This window comes from Streptomyces endocoffeicus (assembly GCF_016741935.1).
Classification (GTDB): Bacteria; Actinomycetota; Actinomycetes; order Streptomycetales; family Streptomycetaceae; genus Streptomyces; species Streptomyces endocoffeicus.
This window is the reverse complement of sequence record NZ_JAERRG010000018.1, coordinates 2,472-26,559: the sequence shown is the minus strand read 5'-3', so window position 1 is coordinate 26,559 and position 24,088 is coordinate 2,472. Positions and strand designations below refer to the sequence as shown.

Below are 24,088 nucleotides of genomic sequence, written 5' to 3'. Positions count from 1 at the left end.
GCGGCTTGGGGCGTGGGGTGAGCGGTTGTCGGTGGCGGCGGTGAACGGCCCGTCGGCGGTCGTGGTCTCCGGTGACGCTGACGCGTTGGACGAGTTGCTGGCCGTATGCGAGCGCGAGGGGATCCGGGCGCGGCGCGTTCCGGTGGATTACGCCTCTCACTGCGCTCACGTTGAGGCGATCGAGGACGAGCTTCGGCGAGCCCTCGCGGGGATCAGCCCTCGGCCTTCGTCGGTGCCGTTCTATTCGACGGTGACCGGTGGGGTGCTGGATACGGCTGGTCTGGACGCCGGGTACTGGTACCGCAATCTGCGTCAGACGGTGCGCTTTGACGAGACCGTCCGCGTCCTGCTGGCCGATGGTTTCCAGGTGTTCATCGAGGCCAGTGCCCACCCCGTCCTGACGATGGGTGTGGAGCAGACGGCCGAGGACCACGGGACCCGTGTCACCGCGGTCGGTTCGCTGCGCCGTGACGATGGCGGCCTGGAGCGCTTCCTGATCTCCCTGGCCGAGGCTTACGTGGGCGGCGCGTCCGTCGACTGGGCGGGGATGTTCGCGGGAACGGGCGCGGAGCGCGTCGATCTGCCGACGTATGCCTTCCAGCGCACCCACTTCTGGCTGGAGTCCGAGGCCGTCGACGCCGCTGGCGATGTGGCATCGGTGGGGCTGGATGCGGCCGGGCATCCGTTGCTGGGGGCCGCCGTGCCGCTGCCCGGCTCGGACGGTTTCCTGCTCACCGGTCGGCTCTCGCTCCGTACCCATGCCTGGCTGGCCGACCATGCGGTGCTGGGCCGGGTCATCCTGCCGGGTACGGCGTTTGTCGAGTTGGCGTCGCGGGCCGGTGACGCGGTTGGTTGCGATCAGTTGGAGGAGCTGACGCTGGAGGCACCTTTGGTGCTGCCCGAGGAGGGGGCGGTCCAGGTGCAGCTGGTGGTGAGCGGGCCCGGGCAGGGCGGGCAGCGCGAGTTCAGTGTGTATTCCCGCCGCGACGGCACGCCGAACGCGTCGTGGACGTGCCACGCGAAGGGCATGCTGGCCCTCAACTCCACCGCCATGGACAAGACGACGAGCCCCGCGGACCTGAAGGCATGGCCACCGGTGGGCGCGGAAGCGGTCGACACCGCGGGCTTCTATGAGGATGTGGCGGCCACCGGGTTGACGTACGGACCGGTGTTCCGGGGGCTGCGTGCCGTCTGGCGCAGGGGTGACGAGGTCTTCGCCGAGGTGGCGCTGCCGGAGGAGTCGCGGGCGGAGGCGGCTCGGTTCGGGTTGCATCCCGCACTGCTCGATGCGGCCCTGCACGCCTGGCTGGTGTCCGCCGCCTCGCATCCGGAGAAGGACGGGAGCAAGGCCGGGATCCGGCTGCCGTTCGTGTGGAGCGGTGTGTCGCTGTACGCCACCGGCGCGACCTCCCTGCGGGTGAGGCTGGCCCGCACGGGTGCCGATGAGATGTCAGTGCTGGTGGCCGACGCCGCCGGAACGCTGGTGGCGTCGGCGGAGGCGTTGGTCACCCGGCCGGTTTCGGAAGCGCAGCTCGCGTCCGTCGGCGAGGACGAGTCGCTGTACCGGGTGGAGTGGATCGCAGGGCCCACAGCCGCCTCGGCCCCCGCCACCGACCGGTGCGCCGTGGCTGGACCGGACCCCTTCGGCCTGGCCAGAGAGTTGGAGGCGGCCGATGGGTCGGTGGAGGAACATACCGACCTGGCCGCTCTGGCAGCACACGTACGATCCGGGGCTTCCATGCCGGATCTGGTGTTCGTGACCGTGTCCTCCGGCCCCGGCGAGGACGTCGTCCCGGCGACACACGCCATGGCCCACCGGACCCTGGACATGGCGCGGGCATGGCTGGCGGAGGACGAGTTCGCCTCGGCGCGGCTGGTGTTCGTCACCCGGGGCGCGCTGGCGACCGAGGATGGTGCGGATCCGAGTGATCTGGCCGCGGCTCCGGTCTGGGGGTTGGTGCGGTCGGCGCAGGCCGAGCATCCGGACCGGTTCGTTCTGCTGGATGTGGACGGTGCCGAGGCGTCGCTGGCCGTGGTGCACCAGGCGGTGGCGACTGGGGAGCCGCAGCTTGCCGTGCGCGGTGCTGAGGTGCTGGTGCCACGTCTGGCCGCCGGCGCCGCGAGGGGTGTGCTGACGCCACCGGATGGTACGGAGGCGTGGCGGCTGGAGGCGTCGGGAGCGGGCACGCTGGAGGGGCTGACGCTGGCCACGGCCACGGACGTCACCCGGGAACTCGGCGAGCACGAGGTCCGGGTCGCCGTGCGCGCCACGGGCCTGAACTTCCGCGATGTCCTCATCTCTCTGGACATGTATCCGGACGAGGCCATGATGGGCGGCGAGGGGGCCGGTGTGGTCGTGGCCACCGGCCCTGGTGTGACCTCCCTCGTCGTAGGCGACCGCGTGATGGGGCTGTGGGAGGGCGGTTTCGGGCCGTTGGCCGTGGCGGACCACCGCAGCCTGGTGCGGATGCCGGACGGCTGGTCCTTCACCGAGGCCGCGTCCGTCCCCGTGGTGTTCGTGACGGCCTTGTACGCGCTGCGGGAGCTGGCGGGCGTACGGCGTGGTGAGTCGCTGTTGGTGCATTCCGCTGCCGGTGGTGTGGGGATGGCTGCGGTGCGGTTGGCGCGGGCCTGGGGTGTGGAGGTGTTCGCGACCGCGAGTGACGCCAAGTGGGATGTTCTGCGTGGTCTCGGGCTGGATGAGGCGCATATCGCGTCGTCGCGGACGTTGGAGTTCGAGGAGCGGTTCAGGGCCGCTTCGGGTGGTCGTGGGGTGGATGTGGTCCTGGACTCCCTGGCGGGTGAGTTCGTGGACGCGTCGCTGCAGCTGCTGGGTGAGGGCGGGCGCTTCATCGAGATGGGCAAGACGGATGTGCGGTCGGCCGATGAGGTGGCCGCGGCGCATCCGGGCGTGCTGTACCGGGCGTTCGACCTGGCCGAGGCGGGGCCTGAGCGTATCGGGGAGATGCTCGCGGAGATCGTGGCCCTCTTCGAGGGTGGCGGGCTGGAGCCGTTGCCCGCACGGGTGTGGGATGTGCGCAGGGCTCCTGAGGTGTTCCGGTTCATGAGCCAGGCGCGTCATGTGGGCAAGCTGGTGCTGAGTGTTCCGGCCGCGCTGGACCCGGAGGGGACCGTACTGATCACCGGCGCCGGAGGTGTCCTGGGCGGACTGGTGGCCCGGCATCTGGTGACCGAGCACGGCATACGACGGCTGCTGCTGGTCAGCCGCCGTGGCCGCGCCGCCAAGAGCCTGGCAGGGCTCGAGGCGGAGCTGACTGGCTTGGGGGCTTCGGTCATGGTCGCCGCCTGCGATGTCGCCGACCGCGAGGCGCTGGCCGAGCTGCTGGCGGGGCTCCCCGATGGGCATGGTCTGACCGGTGTGGTCCATGCCGCGGGCCTTCTGGACGACGGCACGGTGACCTCGCTGACCCCGGAGCGGCTGGACGCGGTGCTGCGGGCCAAGGTCGACGGGGCGTGGCATCTGCATGAGCTGACGCGCCGTTTCGATGTGGCGATGTTCGCCCTGTTCTCGTCGACCGCCGGGGTGTTGGGGTCCGCGGGCCAGGCCAACTACGCCGCCGCCAACACGTTCCTGGACGGACTGGCTCAGCGGCGCCGGGCGATGGGTCTGCCCGGAGTGTCGCTGGCCTGGGGAATGTGGGCCGAGCGCAGCGGGATGACCGGACACCTCGACCAGGCCGATATCTCGCGTATGACACGGGGCGGGCTGGTGCCGTTCTCCTCCGCGGAGGGGCTGCGGCTGTTCGACACGGCGGGTCGGCTGGCCGAGGGTGTGGTGGTGCCCGCGCGGCTCGACCTCGGCCGCCTCGCGGCCACCGCCGATGCCACGCCCGTACCCCCGTTGCTGAACGGGCTCGTACGTCGGCCTGTCCCGTCCCGGCGTGCCTCGGCCCAGGAAGTCCCCGACTCGCAGGAGGCGTCGCTGGTGCGGCGGCTGGCCGGGCTCGGTCAGGGGGAGCGGCAGCGGACGCTGCTGCGTCTGGTCCAGGAGCACGCCGCTACGGTTCTCGGCCATGGGACGGCATCGGCGGTGGATACCGATCGCGGCTTCCTGGAGCTGGGCTTCGACTCGCTCACCGCGGTTGAGCTTCGTAACAGGCTGAACGCGGCCACCGGGCTGCGGCTGCCCGCCACCCTCATTTTCGACTACCCGACCCCCGCCGCGCTGGCCGCACACCTGGGTGCGGAGGTCGCCCCCGTGGCGGCGGACGACGCGTCGGACGTGACCGCCGAACTCGACCAGCTGGAAGCCGCGCTGCTCGGCACGGACACCTCAGCCGACGACGCCACCCGTGCGATGGTGGCCGACCGGCTGAAGCCTGAGCTGTCCCGCGGCTACCTCCGGCGGGTGACGGCTGATCTGCACCAGACGCGGCTGCGTCTGCGGGATGTGGAGTCGGCGGCCCGCGAGCCGATCGCGATCGTCGGAATGAGCTGCCGCTTTCCCGGTGGGGTGCGCTCGCCCGAGGAGTTCTGGCGGCTGCTGAGCGGGGCCGAGGACGCCATCACGCCGTTCCCCGAGGACCGCGGCTGGGACCTCGACTCGCTCTACGACGCGGACCCCGACCGGCCGGGCACCTCCTACGCGCGTGAGGGTGGGTTCCTCTACGACGTCGGCGACTTCGATGCCGATTTCTTCGGGATCTCACCGCGTGAGGCGCTGGCGATGGACCCCCAGCAGCGGCTGCTGCTGGAGACCTCGTGGGAGGCCATCGAGCGGGCGGGTCTCGACCCGGCCTCGCTCAAGGGCAGCCGGTCCGGTGTCTTCGTCGGGGCCGTGGCTCCCGACTACGGGCCGCGGGTACACGAGGCCACCGACGGTGTCGAGGGCCACCTCGTGACCGGCAGCGCCATCAGCGTCGTGTCCGGGCGGGTGGCCTACACTCTGGGCCTGGAGGGTCCGGCGGTCACGGTGGACACCGCGTGTTCCTCGTCGCTGGTCGCCCTGCACCTGGCCGTACAGGCGCTGCGCCAAGGGGAGTGCTCCTTCGCCCTGGCCGGTGGTGTCACCGTCATGGCCACGCCCGGCACCTTCATCGGCTTCAGCCGGCAGCGCGGGCTCGCACCCGACGGCCGGTGCAAGCCCTTCTCGGCGGCGGCCGACGGGTTCGGGCCCGCCGAGGGCGTCGGCATGCTGTTCCTGGAGCGGCTGTCCGACGCGCAGCGCAACGGGCATCCGGTGCTGGCGGTTGTCCGGGGCACGGCGACCAACCAGGACGGCGCGAGCAGCGCGCTCTCCGCCCCCAACGGCCCGTCCCAGCAACGCGTGATCCGCCAGGCGCTGGCCAACGCCGGGCTCACGGCCGGGCAGGTCGACGCCGTTGAGGCACACGGGACGGGAACGAAGCTGGGCGACCCGATCGAGGCACAGGCGCTGCTGGCCACCTACGGCCGTGAGCGGGCCGCGGGTGAGCCGCTGCTGCTGGGGTCGGTGAAGTCGAACATCGGTCATACGCAGGCGGCTGCGGGTGTGGCGGGTGTGATCAAGATGGTGCTGGCGATGCGGCACGGCGTGCTGCCCCGCACCCTGCACATCGACGAGCCGTCCGCACACGTGGACTGGACGGCGGGCACTGTCGAACTCCTCGCCGAGGCCACCGCGTGGCCCGAGGGTGAGGAGCCGCGCCGGGCCGGTGTGTCCTCGTTCGGCATCAGCGGCACCAACGCCCACGCCATCATCGAGCAGGCGCCGTCACCGGCCGTTACCGACGCCGCTTCCGGTGCGGACGTGGCGGAGGAAGCGGCGGTGCCCCGGACGGCGCTCCCGCTCGTCCCCTGGCCGCTGGCCGGCAAGTCCGAGGCCGCGCTGCGCGCCCAGGCCACGCGGCTGCTGGACCACGTTGAGCGGCACCCCGAGATCGCGGCTGAGGTCATCGGACTGTCCCTCGCCACCACGCGGACCGCCTTCGAACACCGCGCGGTCGTGCTGGCCCCCGACCGTGCGGAGGCCGTACGGTCGCTGGCTGATCACCTCGCGGGACGGGGTGGATCCGGGCTGGTCGAAGGCGTGGCCAAGCGCAGCGCCGGGGTCGCCTTCGTCTTCCCCGGTCAGGGGTCGCAGTGGGTGGGCATGGCGGCCGGGCTGCTGGATTCCTCACCGGTGTTCGCCCGGCGGATCGACGAGTGCGCGGCGGCTCTGGCGCCGCATGTGGACTGGTCGCTGGTGGATGTGCTCAGCGACCCCGTGGCGCTGGAGCGGGTGGATGTGGTCCAGCCCGTCCTGTTCGCGGTGATGGTGTCGCTGGCGGAGCTGTGGCGCTCCTACGGTGTGGAGCCCGCGGCGGTCATCGGCCACTCGCAGGGTGAGATCGCGGCGGCGTGTGTGGCGGGTGCGTTGTCGCTGGAGGACGCCGCGCGCGTCGTAGCCCTGCGCAGCCAGGCGCTGCGGGCGCTGTCCGGGCGGGGTGGCATGGTGTCGGTGTCGCTGCCCGTGGACTCGGTGCGGGAGCGGCTCGCGGCGTGGGGCGAGCGGTTGTCGGTGGCGGCGGTGAACGGTCCCTCGGCGGTCGTGGTCTCCGGCGACGCCGACGCGCTGGACGAGCTGCTGGCGGCGTGCGAGGAGGAGGAAATCCGGGCACGCCGCGTCCCCGTGGACTACGCCTCGCACTCCGCCCACGTCGAGAGCCTCGAGGACGAGATCCGGCGCGCCCTCACCGGGATCACTCCGCGCTCCTCCTCGGTGCCGTTCTACTCCACGGTGACCGGCGGCGTGCTGGACACCACCGAGCTGAACGCCGGCTACTGGTACCGCAATCTGCGCGGGACCGTGCGTTTCGACGAGACCGTACGGGTGCTCCTCGGCGAGGGTTTCCAGACGTTCGTGGAGGCCAGCGCGCACCCGGTGCTGACCATGGGCATCGAGCAGACGGCCGAGGACCACGGCACCCCCGTGGCGGCCATCGGCTCGCTGCGCCGCGACGAAGGCGGCCCGGCACGGTTCCTGACCTCCCTGGCCGAGGCGCACGTCGGCGGTATAGCCGTCGACTGGCGGACGGTGTTCGCCGGCACCGGCGCACACCCCGTCGACCTGCCCACCTACGCCTTCCAGCACCAGCGCTACTGGCTCACCTCGGCCACCACCGCGCGCTCCACCGAGGGCACGTCGGCCGAAGACAGCGCGGACACGCACTTCTGGCAGGCCGTGGAGCGCGAGGACGCCGAGGCAGTGGCCGCCACGCTCCAGGTCGAATCCACCGAACAGCACACCTCGTTGGGCACCGTCCTGCCCGCTCTCGCGCAGTGGCGTCGGCAGCGGCGCTCCGAATCGACCGTGGACGAGTGGCGCTACCGCGTGATCTGGCGCCCCAAGAGCGGCACCCCGGCCGTCTCGCTCCCGGGGCCGTGGCTGCTGCTGGCTCCCAGCTCCCGACCCGACGACCCGCTGGTCACGGCCTCCCACGAGGCGCTCGCGGCACACGGCGCCGATGTCGTTCTCGTCGAGCTGGGCGCGGACGACGCACACCGTGCCACGGTGGCCGAGCGGTTGCGCGCCACCACCGCCGACCACCCGCTGGACACGCTGTCCGGCGCGCTGTCACTGCTGCCGCTGGACGAACACCCGTACCCCGACCACCCCGTGGCCACCACCGGCCTGACCCTGACCCTCGCCCTGATCCAGGCCCTCGACGACCTCGGCGTCCGCGCGCCGCTGTGGTGCGCCACCCAGGGCGCGGTGTCCATCGGCAGCTCCGATCCGCTCACCAGCCCCGCCCAGGCGGCGGTGTGGGGCATGGGCCGGGTGGCCGGGGTGGAGTACCCGGACAGCTGGGGCGGGCTGATCGACCTGCCGCGCACCATGGATGCCCGGGCCGGGGCCCGGCTCGCCGGAGTGCTCGCGGACGGCGGCCCCGAGGACCAGGTCGCGATCCGCGCCTCGGGCGTGATGCTGCGGCGACTCGAGCCCGCACCCCTCGGGACCACCCCTGCGCGGCGCGCCTGGAAGCCCCGTGGCACGGTCCTCATCACCGGTGGCACCGGCGCCCTCGGCACCCGTCTGGCCCGGTGGCTGGCGGAGAACGGCGCCGAACACCTGGTGCTGACCAGCCGCCGCGGGCTCGCCGCCCCCGGCGCCGAAGACCTGGTCGCCGAACTGGCCGATCGGGGCACCCGGGTCACCGTCGCCGCGTGCGATGTGGCGGACCGCGCCGCGCTCCGGCGCGTTCTCGACTCCGTACCCGACCACCGGCCGCTCACCGCCGTCATCCACGCCGCGGCATACATTGACCTGGCCGGGCTGGGCGCCACGACTACGGCGGAGTTCGCCGAGGTCATGGACGCGAAAGTGGCGGGCGCGGCCCATCTGGACGAGCTGTTGGGCGACACCCCGCTGGACGCGTTCGTGCTGTTCTCCTCGGTGTCCGGGCTGTGGGGCGTGGGCGACCACGGCGCGTACGCCGCCGCCAACGCCTATCTGGACGCGCTCGCCGAGCGGCGGCGGGCGAACGGTCTGACGGCCACCTCGGTGGCCTGGGGAGTGTGGGACGCCACCGGCGACAACATGCCCGAGGCCCTCGACCTGGACCAGTTGCGGCGGCGTGGACTGCGGTTCATGGACCCGGCGCTCGGCATCGCCGCGCTGCGGCAGACACTCGACCACGACCAGACCCATCTGGCCATCGCCGATATCGACTGGGAGAGCTTCATCCCGGTCTTCACCTCCGCCCGCCCCAGCCCACTGCTGGACGAACTGCCCGCGATGCGACGCATCCAGGAGGGGACCGACACCGCCGGAGCGGTCGCGAACGCGTCGGCCGACGCCCCCTCGGGCCTGCGGCAGCGGCTGGCCGGACTGACCCCCACCGAGCGTGAGCACACCGTCCTGGAACTGGTGCGCGCACAGGTGGTGGCCGTCCTCGGACACGCCACCTCGGACGCGGTGGACTCCGAGCGCGCGTTCAAGGACCTCGGCTTCGACTCGCTGACGGCAGTCGAACTGCGCAACCGGCTGAACGCGGCCACCGGGCTGCGCCTGCCCGCCACGCTGGCCTTCGACTACCCCAGCACCGCCGCCCTGAGCGAGCACATCCGCACCGAGCTGACGGGGACGACGGCCGACGAGGCGGACGTCCCCGCCCTCCCGCAGACGGCGGCACGGGTGGAGACGGCCGGGGCCGTGCCCGTGGACTCCGACGACGACCCCATCGCCATCGTGGCGATGAGCTGCCGTTATCCGGGCGGGGTGTCCTCCCCTGAGGGGCTGTGGCAGCTCGTCATGTCCGGCGGTGACGCGATCGGCGGATTGCCCACCGACCGTGGCTGGGACATCGAGGGCATCTACGACCCGGACCCGGACGCGCCGGGCAAGACGTATGTGCGTGAGGGCGGCTTCCTCTACGGCGCGGGCCACTTCGACCCGGCGTTCTTCGGTATCTCGCCGCGTGAGGCGCTGGCGATGGACCCCCAGCAGCGGCTGCTGCTGGAGACCTCATGGGAAGCCTTCGAGCGTGCCGGTGTGCCCGCGCTCGCGCTGCGCGGCAGCCGCACCGGCGTCTTCATCGGCTCCAACTACCAGGAGTACGGGCCGCGGGTGCATGAGGCGCCCGAGGGCTCCGAAGGCCACCTGATGACGGGGAGCGCGGCCAGCGTCGTGTCCGGACGCGTCGCGTACGCCTTCGGCTTCGAGGGTCCCGCGGTGACCGTGGACACCGCGTGTTCCTCGTCCCTGGTGGCGCTGCACCTGGCGGCGCAGGCGCTGCGGAACGGGGAGTGCTCACTGGCGCTCGCCGGTGGCGTCGCCGTCATGCCGAACCCCGGTGCCCTCATCGGCTTCAGCCGCCAGCGCGGACTGGCGCTCGACGGCCGCTGCAAGGCGTTCGCGGGCGCCGCGGACGGCATGGGGCTCGCCGAGGGCGTCGGTGTGCTGCTGCTGGAGCGGCTGTCCGACGCACGCCGGAACGGTCACCGGGTCCTGGCCGTGGTGCGGGGCAGCGCGGTCAACCAGGACGGTGCGTCGAACGGTTTGACGGCGCCGAATGGTCCGTCGCAGCAGCGGGTGATCCGGGCGGCGTTGGAGAGTGCCCGGCTGTCGGCCACTGAGGTGGACGCGGTCGAGGCCCACGGTACGGGCACGAAGCTGGGCGATCCGATTGAGGCACAGGCGCTGCTCGCGACGTACGGGCGGGAGCGCGGCGCCGAGGACCGGCCGTTGTGGCTGGGGTCGGTGAAGTCGAACATCGGTCATACGCAGGCCGCCGCGGGTGTGGCGGGTGTGATGAAGATGGTGCTCGCCATGCGGCACGGTGTACTGCCGAGGACGCTGCACGTGGATGAGCCGTCGCCGCATGTGGATTGGTCGGCGGGTGCGGTGGAACTGCTGACGGATGCGGTGGAGTGGCCGGAGACGGATCGTCCGCGGCGTGCCGGTGTGTCGTCGTTCGGCATCAGTGGCACCAATGCACACGTCATCCTGGAACACCTCGCCGAGGAGCGGCCCGTCGCCGAGCCGGTGACCGACGCGCCTGAGGAGTCGGCGCTGGTGCCGTGGGTGGCGTCGGCGAAGTCCGAGGGTGCGCTGCGGGCACAGGCGGAGCTTTTGCTGCCTTACGCCCGGGGTGAGGCCGGGGCGGAGGCGTCGCTGGCTGATATGGCGTTGTCACTGGTCACGACGCGGTCGGCCCTCGATGAGCGGGCGGTGGTGCTGGCGGGCGACAGTGCGGGATTTGCCGCCGGGTTGCGGGCGCTGACGGATGGTGTACCGGCGGCTGGTGTGGTGCGGGGTTCGGTGGTGCCGGGGAAGCTGGCGGTGTTGTTCTCGGGTCAGGGGAGTCAGCGGGTCGGGATGGGCCGGGAGCTGTATGAGGCGTTCCCGGTCTTCGCGGACGCGTTTGACCAGGTGTGTGCGATGTTCGATGGGGTGTTGGAGCGGCCGCTGCGGGACGTGGTGTTCGGGGATGTGCCGGGGCTGGATGGGACCGGGTTTGCGCAGTGTGGGTTGTTTGCGGTGGAGGTGGGGCTGTTCCGGTTGGTGGAGTCGTGGGGTGTGCGGCCGGATTTTGTGGCCGGGCATTCGATTGGTGAGGTGGTGGCGGCGTATGTGGCGGGGGTGTTGTCGCTGGGGGATGCGTGTGTGTTGGTGGCGGCTCGTGGGCGGTTGATGCAGGCGCTGCCCTCGGGTGGGGTGATGGTGTCCGTGCGGGCGGCTGAGGCGGATGTGCTGCCGTTGCTGGTCGGTCGTGAGGCTGAGGTGAGTGTGGCGGCGGTCAACGGTCCGCGTTCCACCGTGATTTCCGGCGCCGAGGCGGCGATTGCGGAGGTCGTCGGGCTGCTGGAGGCCGAGGGCGTCAAGACCAAGCGGCTGCGGGTTTCGCATGCCTTTCATTCGCCGTTGATGGAGCCGATGCTGGCGGAGTTCCGGCAGGTGGCCGAGGGGCTGTCGTACGCGCCTCCCCGCATCCCCGTCGTGTCGAATGTGACGGGTCTGGTGGCGGGTGCCGATGCGCTGTGCTCGGCTGAGTACTGGGTGCGCCACGTCCGCGAGACCGTGCGGTTCGCGGACGGTGTCGAGTGCCTGGCCGGGCAGGGCGTGGTCACCTACCTGGAGTTGGGCCCCGACGGAGTCCTCTCCGGGATGGGGCAGGAGTGCGCGCCGGACGCCGTCTTCGCCCCCGTTCTTCGCAGCGGTTGGGAAGAGACCACCTCCGTCATGGAGGGGCTGGCCCAGATCCATGTGCGAGGTCGTGCCGTGGACTGGGCCGCCCTGCTCGCACCGACGCGCCCCCGGCCCGTCGAGCTGCCCACGTACCCCTTCCAGCGAGAGCACTTCTGGCTGGAATCGTCCTCCGTCACCACGACTGGGACGGGCCTCACGGACGCGGTGGACGCCGGCTTCTGGGACGCGGTGGAGCGTGAGGATCTGCCCGCGCTTACGGACACGCTGGCGGTCGCGGACGAGAACGGCGCCGGTGAATCGCTGGCGGCGGTGTTGCCGGTGCTGTCGTCGTGGCGTCGTCGTGGACGTGAGCGCGCCACGGTGGACGGGTGGCGCTACCGCGTGTCGTGGTCGCCGGTGTCCGACGGGCCGGGCACGGTGACGGGTCCGTGGCTGGTGGCGGTCCCCGCGGGGATGGCCACCGACCCGTGGGTGTCGGCGTGTGCGGACGCCCTCGCCGGACGGGGTGCACAGCCGGTGATGGTCGAGCTGGGGCCCGAGGACGCCGACCGTGAGTCGGTGGCGGCGCGACTCCGCGAGGCTCTGAGCGGGTCCGAAGCGGCCGCTGCCGCAGGCGTGTTGTCCCTGCTGGCGCTGGCCGAAGGCCGTCACGGCCAGCATCGGTCGGTGCCCCTGGGCGTGGCCTTGACGCTGTCACTGGTGCAGGCGGTGGGCGATGTGGGCCTGGCCGCTCCGGTGTGGTGTGCGACGCGCGGCGCGGTCGCGGTCGCTGGTTCCGAGGGCGTGCGCGCGGTGGAGCAGGCCGCGGTGTGGGGCCTGGGCCGCGTCGCCGGTCTGGAGGTTCCGGAGCGGTGGGGCGGATTGCTGGATCTTCCCGAGGTGTGGGATGCGCGGGCGGCGGATCGCCTGGTGGATGTGGTGAGCGGCCGTACGGGCGAGAGCGAGGTCGCCGTGCGCGGCTCGGGGGTGTTCGCGCGCCGTATCGTCCGGGCGTCGGCCGGCGGGCATGGCGTGGAGGGTTGGGTGCCGTCGGGCACTGTGTTGGTGACCGGTGGTACGGGTGCATTGGGTGCTCATGTGGCGCGGTGGTTGGCGCGTTCGGGTGTGGAGCATCTGGTGTTGGTGTCGCGTCGTGGTCCTGGGGCTGAGGGTGCGGATGAGCTCTGCGCCGAGCTGCGTGAGACGGGCGCTCGGGTGACGGTTGTGGCGTGTGATGTGGGTGATCGGGGTGCGCTGGCCGGGGTGTTGGCGGGGGTGCCGGAGGAGTTCCCGCTGACGGCCGTCGTGCATACGGCGGGTGTGCTGGATGACGGTGTGCTGGACGGGCTGTCGGCCGAGCGGTTCGAAGGCGTGCTGCGGGCGAAGTCCGAGGCGGCTTGGCATCTGCACGAGCTGACGCGGGAGCTGGAGCTTTCGGCGTTTGTGCTGTTTTCCTCGTTCTCGGGGACGGTGGGTGCGGCTGGGCAGGCGAATTATGCGGCGGCGAACGCGATTTTGGACGCGTTGGCGGAGTGGCGGCGCGGTGCGGGGCTTCCGGCCACCTCGGTGGCCTGGGGCCCCTGGGCCGACAACGGCATGGCCGTCAGCAGCGCCGAGGTCAGTCGCACCATCCGGCGCAATGGCATGACCGCGATGGATCCGCGGCTGGCCCTGGCGGCGCTGGAGCGCGCCGTCACCCACCCGGACGCCGCTCTCGCCGTCGTCGACGCCGACTGGGAGCGTTTCGCCGACACCTTCGAGGCTCGGCGGCTGTCCCGGCTGCTCAGCGGAGTCCCGGAAGCCCGGAAGCTGACCGCGACCGCCCGGCCCGGCGACACCGACCCCGCGCACACCGAGGAGTCCTCGGCACTCGTCCGCCGTCTGGAGACCCTGTCCGAGGCCGAACGGCAGCGCACCCTGCTGGAGCTCGTGCGTGCCCATGTGGCCGCCGTACTCGGCCACAGCGGTGTGGACGCCATCGGCCCCGGCCGTGCCTTCATGGAGATCGGGTTCGACTCCCTGACCGCGGTGGGCCTGCGCAACCAGCTCAGTGAGGCCACGGGCGTTCAGCTCCCGGCCACCCTGGTCTTCGATTACCCCACACCGACCGCGCTGGCCGGATATCTGCTCACCGAACTGCTCGGCAGCCACGATCAGACGGACGGCGCGACCGCGGACGTGGCCACGACCGCGTCCGCCGCGGCCGATGAGACGATCGCGATCGTCTCGATGAGCTGCCGCTTCCCCGGCGACGTACGCTCCGCCGACGACCTGTGGCGGCTGCTGGCCGCCGGAGAGGACGCCGTCTCGGCCTTCCCCACGGACCGTGGCTGGGACCTTGAGGGGCTGTACGACACGGATCCGGACGCCCTCGGAAAGAGCTACGTACGCGAGGGTGCGTTCCTCTCCGAGGTGAGCGGCTTCGACGCGTCCTTCTTCGGCATCTCGCCGCGTGAGGCACTGGCGATGGACCCCCAGCAGCGGCTGCTGCTGGAAACGTCGTGGGAGCTGTGGGAACGGGCCGGAATCGACCCGGAAGCGGTGCGCGGCAGCCGTACCGGCGTGTTCATGGGCACCAACGGGCAGGAGTACGTGTCCCTGGTCGACCGGGCCCCGGAGACCACCGAAGGCTATGTGGCCACTGGCAACGCGGCCAGCGTCGTGTCCGGCCGCATCTCGTACACCTTCGGCTTCGAGGGACCTGCGGTGACCGTGGACACCGCCTGTTCGTCGTCCCTGGTGGCGCTGCACCTGGCGGCACAGGCGCTGCGACAGGGCGAGTGCTCCCTCGCGCTCGCCGGTGGCGTCTCGGTGATGGTGTCACCGCGTGGCTTCGTGGAGTTCAGCCGCCAGCGGGGCCTGGCGCCGGACGGCCGGTGCAAGCCGTTCGCGGCGGCCGCCGACGGGACGGCCTGGGGCGAGGGCGTGGGCATGCTGCTGCTGGAGCGGCTGTCGGACGCGCGCCGCAACGGCCATCAGATCCTTGCGGTGGTACGCGGCTCCGCCGTCAACCAGGACGGTGCCAGCAACGGCCTCACCGCGCCCAACGGACCGTCCCAGCAGCGAGTGATCCGCCAGGCGCTGGCCAACGCCGGGCTCCCGGCCGGGCAGGTCGACGTCGTGGAGGCGCACGGTACGGGTACGACGCTGGGCGATCCGATCGAGGCGCAGGCGTTGCTGGCCACGTACGGCCGGGAGCACACCGACGAACAGCCCCTGTGGCTCGGCTCGATCAAGTCCAACATCGGGCATACACAGGCGGCCGCCGGTGTGGCCGGCCTGATCAAGATGGTGCTGGCCATGCGGCACGGTCTGCTGCCCGGGATGCCCAACGTGGACGAGCCCTCCCCGTACGTGGACTGGTCGCCCGGCACCGTCCAGCTGCTGACCGATGCGGCGCCGTGGCCCGAGACCGGTCGGCCGCGGCGGGCGGGCGTGTCCTCCTTCGGCGTCAGCGGCACCAACGCGCACATCATCCTCGAGCAGGCGCCTTCGCCGCGGCCGTTGGCCGAGCGGCCCGCCGCGGACGAGCCCGTCGGCGGCCTGGGGCTGCTGCCCGTCACCCCCTGGCCGGTCTCGGGCAAGTCCGAGGCCGCGCTGCGGACACAGGCGGACCGGCTGCTGGCGCATGTGCGTGAGCGGGCGGAGCTCTCGGCCGATGACATCGGCCTGTCGCTGGCGACCACGCGCAGTGCGTTCGAGCATCGTGCGGTGGTCCTGGCCGGGGATCGGAACGGTCTGGCCGATGGCGTGGCGGCACTCGCGGAGGGCCGGGATGCCTCGGGGCTGATCCGGGGTGTGGCCGGTGCTGATGGTCGTGTGGCGCTTGTCTTCCCTGGTCAGGGGTCGCAGTGGGTGGGGATGGCGGCAGGGCTGTTGGAGTCTTCGCCGGTGTTCGCGGAGCGGGTGGGTGAGTGTGCGGCGGCGTTGGCGCCGTTCGTGGACTGGTCGCTCGGGGATGTGTTGCGGGGTGGTGAGGGTGCTGCGGAGGCGTTGGAGCGGGTGGATGTGGTGCAGCCGGTGTTGTGGGCGGTGATGGTGTCGTTGGCTGAGTTGTGGCGTTCGTACGGTGTGGAGCCCGCGGCGGTCATTGGTCATTCGCAGGGTGAGATCGCGGCGGCGTGTGTGGTGGGTGCGTTGTCGTTGGAGGATGCGGCGCGGGTGGTGGCGTTGCGGAGTAAGGCGTTGCGGGCGTTGTCGGGGCTCGGTGGGATGGTGTCGGTGCCGTTGCCGGTGGAGGTCGTACGGGAGCGGCTGGGCCGTTGGGGTGAGCGGTTGTCGGTGGCGGCGGTGAATGGCCCGTCGGCGGTTGTGGTCTCCGGTGACGCGGACGCGCTGGACGAGCTGCTGGCGGTGTGTGAGGCGGACGAGGTCCGGGCGCGTCGTATCCCCGTCGATTACGCCTCGCACTGTGCTCATGTGGAGTCCATCGAGGGCGAGTTGCTGCGGGAGCTCGCGGGGATCGCTCCTCGGCCGTCGTCGGTGCCGTTCTATTCGACGGTGACCGGCGGAGTGCTCGATACGACCGATCTGGACGCCGCGTACTGGTACCGCAATCTGCGCCAGACCGTGCGCTTCGACGAGACCGTACGCGCCCTGCTGGCCGATGGCTTCGATACGTTCGTCGAGGCCAGCGCCCATCCGGTGCTCACGATGGGCGTGGAGCAGACCGCCGAGGACCGCGGGACACGTGTCACCGCCGTTGGATCCCTGCGCCGTGACGAAGGCGGTCTCGACCGATTCGTCACCTCCTTGGCCGAGGCATACGTCGGCGGCGCGTCCGTCGACTGGGCGGGGATGTTCGCGGGCACGGGTGCGCGGCGGGTCGATCTGCCGACGTACGCCTTCCAGCACCAGCGCTACTGGGTCGAGCCCTCAGCCGTGGCGGGCGATGTGTCCTCGGCCGGACTGACCTCCGCCGACCACCCCCTCCTCGGCGCGGCGGTCGCGCTGCCCGAGTTCGGCGGACAGCTCTTCACCGGTCGACTCTCGCTCCGTACGCACCCATGGCTGGCCGACCACACCATTCACGGCACCGCGCTGCTCCCCGGGTCCGCCCTGGTCGAGTTGGCGCTGCGCGCCGGTGACGCGGTCGGCTGCGGCCACTTGGCGGAGCTGACGCAGGAAACGCCCCTCGCCCTTCCCGACAGCGGCGCCGTCCAGCTGCAACTGACGGTGGGCGGCCCGGACGACTCCGGACGACGCACCGTGAACCTCTACTCGCGCTTCGAGGACGGGCCCGCCGACCTCCCGTGGACCCACCATGCCACCGGTGTGCTGAACACGGAGGGGCCCACGGCGCCGGTGGACACCGGGCTCGGCCAGTGGCCGCCGGCGGACGCCCAGCCGATCGACCTCGCCGACCGGTACCCGAGCGCGGCCGCGCTCAGCGGTATCGAGTACGGTCCGGCGTTCCACGCCCTGCGCCAAGCGTGGCGTCGCGGCGCGGAGATCTTCGCCGAGGTGGCGTTGGCGGAGGACATGCGCTCCGAGGCCGGTCGCTTCGGCCTGCATCCCGTGCTGCTCGACGCGGCCCTGCACGCCGCGACCGATCTGACAGCCGACGGCGGCGGCCGCGTCCGGCTCCCGTACCGGTGGACCGGGATGTCCCTGTACGCCACCGGTGCGACGACCCTGCGCGTACGGCTCTCCACGGAACGGCCGGACGGCGTGGCGATCCTGCTGGCCGACGAATCGGGCCACGCGGTGGCCGATGTCGATGCGGTGGCGACCCGCACCTTCACATCGGAGCAGCTCACCGGGGGACGGAGGCCCCATGAGTCGCTGTTCCGGGTGGAGTGGATGAGTGTCCCGGCAGGCTCCGCCGGTGTTGAGCCGGACCGCGCCCACTGGTCGATCGTCGGCCCTGACGGCGCCGAACTGCGCACCGCGCTCGAAACGAGCGGTGGCCGGATCGACGAGTACGACGACATGGGCGCGCTGCTCCGGTCCGACGCATCGGCCGGGGCCGTGCCCGAACTTGTCCTTCTGCCGTTCCTCACCGACTCGGCAACCGACTCCGTCGCGGCGGAAGACGACCTGGTGTCCGCGACCCGCCGGGCGACGCATCGAGCCCTGGACGCGCTCCAGGTGTGGCTGGCCGAGGAGCGGTGCGCCGAATCGCGACTGGTGGTGGTGACGCGGGGTGCGGTGGCGGCCGTGGTGGGTGAGGATGTGCCGGATGCGGCGGCTGCCGCGGTCTGGGGTCTGGTGCGCTCGGCACAGGCCGAGCATCCGGACCGATTCGTCCTGGTGGATGTGGAGAGCCTGGAGTGGGCCGCTGAGGCGATCGGCGCGGCGGTGGCCACCGGAGAGCCTCAGATCGCCGTGCGTGGGGGCGGTGCGTACGCCCCCAGGCTGACCCGGGCCCTGGTACCCGTGGCACCTCGACGAGACGTGGTGTGGGAGCCCGATGGCTCGGTGCTGATCACGGGCGCCAGTGGTGTGCTGGGCGGTTTGGTGGCGCGCCATCTGGTCGCCCGCCACGGGGTGCGCAGCGTGGTGCTGGTGTCGCGTCGCGGCCGCGAGGCGGCGGGTGCGGCGGAGCTGGAAGCCGAGCTCGCCGACATCGGCGCACGCGTGGTGTTCGAGGCGTGCGATGTCGCCGACCGTGAGGCGTTGGCGGGGGTGCTGGCGCGTATTCCGGCGGATCGTCCGTTGCGTGGTGTGGTGCACGCGGCCGGCGTACTGGACGACGGCCTCGTCGAGTCGTTGACGCCGGAGCGTATTGACGCGGTGTTGCGGCCAAAGGTCGATGCGGCGGTGTATCTGGATGAGTTGACGCGGGATCTGGATCTGTCGGCGTTCGTGATGTTCTCGTCCGCTGCTGCGACTTTTGGTGCGGCGGGTCAGGGGAACTATGCGGCGGCGAACATGTTCCTGGATGCGCTGGCCGCGCGCCGTCGGGCGCTCGGGCTCGCGGGGGTGTCGTTGGCCTGGGGCTTCTGGGCCGAACGCAGCGATATGACCGGCCACTTGGGCGAGGTCGACATGGCCCGGATGGCCCGGTTCGGGATGACCCCCCTGACCGCCGACGAGGGGCTCGCGCTCCTCGACGCGGCACACACGACCGATGACGCCCTGCTGGTGCCGACGCGCATGGACGTCGCGGTGCTCCGCGCACACGCCCGGCCCGGAACCACCCCCGCTCTGCTGCGCCACCTCATCGGCGCCCCGGCCCGGCGGGTGATCGACGCCGCCGCCGACGATCAGGGCGGCGCCACTGTCCTGGTACGCCGTCTCACGGGTCTGCCCCAGTCCGAGCGGGAGGACATCCTGCTGGAGCTGGTGGCCGATCACGCGGGAGCCGTGCTCGGCCATACGGAGCCGGACGCGATCGCTCCCGACCGTGCGTTCAGCGACATCGGCTTCGACTCGCTCACCGCGGTCGAACTGCGCAACCGTCTCAACGCCGCCACCGGTCTTCGGCTTCCGGCCACGCTGGTCTTCGACTATCCGACACCGACCGCGGTCGCCCGCCACATCCTCAGCGAGGTGATGGGCTCCGTACAGGTCGCGGACGAATCCCCGGCCCTCGACCGGACCCAGGCCACGCCGTCGGTGCGCAAGGCCAGGACCGACGACGAGCCGATCGCCATCGTCGGAATGGGCTGCCGCTTCCCGGGTGGCGTCCGTACGCCAGAAGAGCTGTGGCAACTGCTCATCAGCGGCGGGGACGCGATCTCGGGGCTGCCCGACGATCGTGGCTGGGATCTGGAGGGTCTGTATCACCCGGATCCCGATCATCGGGGCACGGCGTATGCGCGTGAGGGTGGTTTCCTGTATGACGCGGGTGATTTCGATCCGGAGTTCTTCGGGATTTCGCCGCGTGAGGCGTTGGCGATGGATCCGCAGCAGCGGTTGCTGCTGGAGACGTCGTGGGAGGCGCTGGAGCGGGCCGGTATCGACCCGGCGTCGGTGCGCGGCAGCCAGACCGGTGTGTTCTGCGGGCTGACCTACCACGACTACACCGATGCGGTGCAGCAGGCCGGCGAGGCCACCGAGGGCTACCTCATGACGGGCAACGCGGGAAGTGTCGCCTCGGGGCGCATCTCCTACACCTTCGGCTTCGAGGGACCCGCGGTGACCGTGGACACCGCCTGCTCGTCGTCCCTGGTGGCGCTGCACTGGGCCGCCCAGGCGCTGCGGCAGGGCGAGTGCTCGCTGGCCCTCGCGGGCGGCGCCACGGTCATGGCCAGCCCGCTCGCGTTCGTCGAGTTCAGCCGTCAGCGCGGACTGGCCCCGGACGGGCGCTGCAAGCCCTTCGCGGGAGCCGCGGACGGCACCGGCTGGGCCGAGGGCGTCGGGATGCTGCTGCTGGAACGGCTGTCAGACGCACGGCGGAACGGCCACCAGGTGCTCGCGGTGGTGCGCGGCAGTGCCATCAACCAGGACGGCGCGTCGAACGGTTTGACGGCGCCGAATGGTCCGTCGCAGCAGCGGGTGATCCGGGCGGCGTTGGAGAACGCTCGGCTGTCGGCCGCCGACGTGGACGCGGTGGAGGCGCACGGTACGGGAACGAAGCTGGGCGATCCGATCGAGGCGCAGGCGTTGCTGGCGACGTACGGCCAGGAGCGGGCGGCCGAGGAGCGGCCGCTGTGGCTGGGCGCGATCAAGTCGAACATCGGTCATGCGCAGGCGGCTGCCGGTGTGGCGGGCGTGATGAAGATGGTGCTGTCGATGCGGTACGGGGTACTGCCGAAGACGTTGCATGTCGATGAGCCGTCGCCGCATGTGGATTGGTCGGCGGGTGCGGTGGAGCTGCTGACGGGCGCGGTGGAGTGGCCGGAGACCGGCCGCCCCCGGCGTGCGGGTGTGTCGTCGTTCGGCATCAGTGGCACCAACGCGCACGTCATCCTGGAGCACGCCCCCGAGGAGCGGCCCGTCGCCGGGCCGGTGACCGACGGGCTCGAAGGAGCGGCGCTGGTGCCGTGGGTGGTGTCGGCGAAGTCCGAACCCGCGCTGCGAGCGCAGGCGGAGCGGCTTCTGTCGTACGCGCGCAGTCGGGCCGGGGCGGAGACGTCGGTGGCCGATGTGGCGTCGTCGCTGGTCACGACGCGTAGCGCGTTTGAGCATCGGGCTGTGGTGCTGGCCGCTGATCGGGCTGGTCTTGTCGATGGCTTGGAGGCGCTGTCGATTGGTGACCCGGCGCCGGGTGTGGTTCAGGGGTCTGCGGTGCCGGGCAAGTTGGCGGTGTTGTTCTCGGGTCAGGGGAGTCAGCGGGTCGGGATGGGCCAGGGGTTGTACGAGGCGTTCCCGGTGTTCGCGGAGGCGTTCGATGAGGTGTGCGGGCACTTTGAGGGCGCGCTGGAGGGTTCGCTGCGGGAGGTGATCCGTGGGGACGCGGCGGGGTTGGATGAGACCGCGTATACGCAGTGTGGGTTGTTCGCGGTGGAGGTGGCGCTGTTCCGGCTGGTGGAGTCGTGGGGTGTGCGGCCGGACTTTGTGGCCGGGCATTCGATTGGTGAGCTGGTGGCGGCGTATGTGGCGGGGGTGTTGTCGCTTGCGGATGCGTGTGTGTTGGTGGCGGCTCGTGGGCGGTTGATGCAGGCGCTGCCCTCGGGTGGGGTGATGGTGTCGGTGCAGGCCGCCGAGGCCGACGTACTGCCGCTCCTGGCCGGTCGTGAGGCTGAGGTGAGTGTGGCGGCGGTCAACGGTCCGCGTTCGACCGTGATTTCCGGCGCGGAAGAAGTCGTGGTGGAGATTGCCGGGCTGCTGGAGACCGAGGGCATCAAGACCAAGCGGCTGCGGGTTTCGCATGCCTTCCATTCGCCGCTGATGGAGCCGATGCTGGCGGAGTTTCGGCAGGTGGCCGAGGGGTTGTCGTACGCGTCTCCCCGTATCCCCGTCGTGTCGAACGTGACGGGACTGGTGGCGGACGTCGATGCGCTGTGCTCCGCCGAGTACTGGGTACGACACGTCCGCGAGACCGTGCGGTTCGCGGACGGGGTGCGGAGTCTGGCGGAGGCGGGAGTCACCACCTACCTGGAGCTCGGCCCGGACGAGGTGCTGTCCACGATGGGCGAGCAGTGCCTGCCGGAGGAGACAGCAGATGTCGCCGTCTTCCTACCGGCCGCGCGCTCCGATCGCGACGAGGTCGAGACCGCACTGACGCTCGCCGCCGGGGCGCATGTCCGGGGTGTGCCGGTGGACTGGACGGCCGTGCTCGCGGCCATCGCCGGACGACCGGCGCGGCAGGTGGAGCTGCCGACGTACGCATTCCAACGCACGCGCTACTGGGTTGCGACAGGCGCGACGCCGGAAACCCAACACGGCACGGCAGACGCCCAACGCGACCCCGCCGACGCCGACTTCTGGGACGCGGTGGAGCGCGCGGACCTGTCGGCGCTGGCGGACACGCTGGCCGTCGAGAGCGAGGCCGTCACGGGTGAGTCGCTCGCGGCGGTGCTGCCGGTCCTGTCGTCGTGGCGGCGTCGTAACCGTGAGCGGTCACAGGTCGACGCGTGGCGCTACCGGATCGCCTGGTCGCCGGTATCGGAGGTGGCGGCTGCGGCGCTGACGGGAACGTGGCTGGTGGCGGTCCCCGCCGGGCTGGCCGACGACGCATGGGTCGCGGACTGCGTGGCCGCCTTGGCCATGCGCGGTGCGCTGCCCGTGGTCGTCGAGATCGAGGATGCCGCAGCCGACCGTGAGGTGGTGGCGGCCCGGCTGCGCGACGCCCTGGGCGGCGCGGACAGGGCAGCCGACGTCACGGGGGTGCTGTCGCTGCTGGCATCGGCCGAGGGGCGGCACGGCCGGTATGCGGCGGTGCCCGCGGGCCTTGCGCTGACCTTGTCCCTGCTTCAGGGGATCGGCGACGCGGGTGTGGGTGGCCGCGTGTGGTGTGTGACGCGGGGCGCGATGGCGACGGGCGGTTCGGAGAGTCCGTTGAGCCTGGAACAGGCGGCGGTGTGGGGGCTGGGCCGGGTCGCCGGACTGGAGGCCCCGGAGCGCTGGGGCGGCCTCGTCGACCTGCCGCAGGCGCCGGACAGCCGGGCCCTGGAGCGACTGACCGCCGTCATCGGCGGTGCCACCGGTGAGGACGAACTGGCGGTGCGGGCGTCGGGTGTGTTCGCTCGCCGTGTGGTCCGTGCGGCGGCGGTGGGTGCCGGGGGCGGGGAGGCGTGGCAGCCGTCGGGGACGGTGTTGGTGACCGGTGGTACGGGCGCGCTGGGCGCCCATGTGGCGCGATGGCTGGCGCGGGCCGGTGCGGAGCATCTGGTGCTGGTCTCGCGGCGCGGTCCGGCGGCCGAGGGCGTGGACAAGTTGCGGGCGCAGCTGGCCGAGTCGGGTGCTCGGGTGACGGTTGCGGCATGCGATGTGGGCGACCGGGATGCGCTGGCCGGGGTGTTGGCCCGGATTCCGGAGGAGTTCCCGCTGACGGCTGTCGTACATACGGCGGGTGTGCTGGATGACGGTGTGCTGGACGGGCTGTCGGTGGACCGGTTCGAAGGTGTGCTGCGGGCGAAGTCCGAGGCGGCGTGGCATCTGCACGAGCTGACGCGCGAGCTGGACCTTTCGGCGTTCGTGCTGTTCTCCTCGTTCTCCGCGACGGTGGGTGGCGCCGGACAGGGCAACTACGCGGCGGCGAACGCCTTCCTGGACGCGCTCGCCGAACACCGCCGCGCCGAGGGCCTGCCCGCCTCCTCCGTGGCCTGGGGGCCGTGGGCCGACGGTGGCATGGCCACCCAGGACGCGGCCATCAGCGGCCGCATGGAGCGGTTCGGCCTGCCCGCGATGGAACCCGAGCTGGCCGTGGCCGCGATGGCGCGGGCCGTCAACCAGTCGGACACCTGCCCGGTCATCACCGACATCGACTGGCCGCGCTTCACCGCCGGTGTCGACGGCACCCGGCTCGGCCTCCTCTTCGGCGACATCGCCGAGGTCAGGACGGCACGGCAGGCCACCGACGCCACTCTGGACGGGCAGGCCGCCGGCACCCACCGGCCGACGCTCGCCACGACACTCGCGGAGCTCCCGGCGGCGGAACGCCAACCCGCCCTGGTCGACCTGGTGCGTACGCATACGGCCGCCGTCCTCGGATACGCCACGCACGAGGGCATCGACGCCGAGCGTGGCTTCTTCGACATGGGGCTCGATTCGCTGACCGCCGTGGAACTGCGCAACCGGCTCAACACGGCCACCGGGCTGCGGCTGCGGCCGACCGCACTGTTCGACTACGGATCGGCGTCCGCGCTGGCCCGCCACCTCATGGGGGAGCTGGTCGAGGACGAGGCGGCCCCGGAGAAGTCGCTGCCCGCCGAGATCGACCGACTCGAAACCGTCCTTACGGCCATGCCGCAGGACGACATCACCCGGACGAAGGCCATCGTCCGGCTCCAGTCGGTGCTGGCCAAGCTGAGCGAACCCGTCGGCGGGGGCGGGAGCGCCGTACGGGACGACCACGCCGACGACGACCTGGAAAGCGCATCGGTGGACGAGCTCTTCGACGTGATCGACCGAGAACTCGGAGACGCCTGA

General features: G+C 71.7%; 1 protein-coding gene (running past one end of the window). It reads left to right on the top strand.

Annotated features, from left to right (window positions below):
- On the top strand, positions 1-24,088 hold the 3' portion of the coding sequence (locus JK364_RS34710; RefSeq protein ID WP_201855339.1) for a type I polyketide synthase. It extends 13,586 nt beyond the left edge of the window; 24,088 of the gene's 37,674 nt are visible here — the last part of the coding sequence; its start codon lies off the left edge, out of view; the stop codon is at positions 24,086-24,088.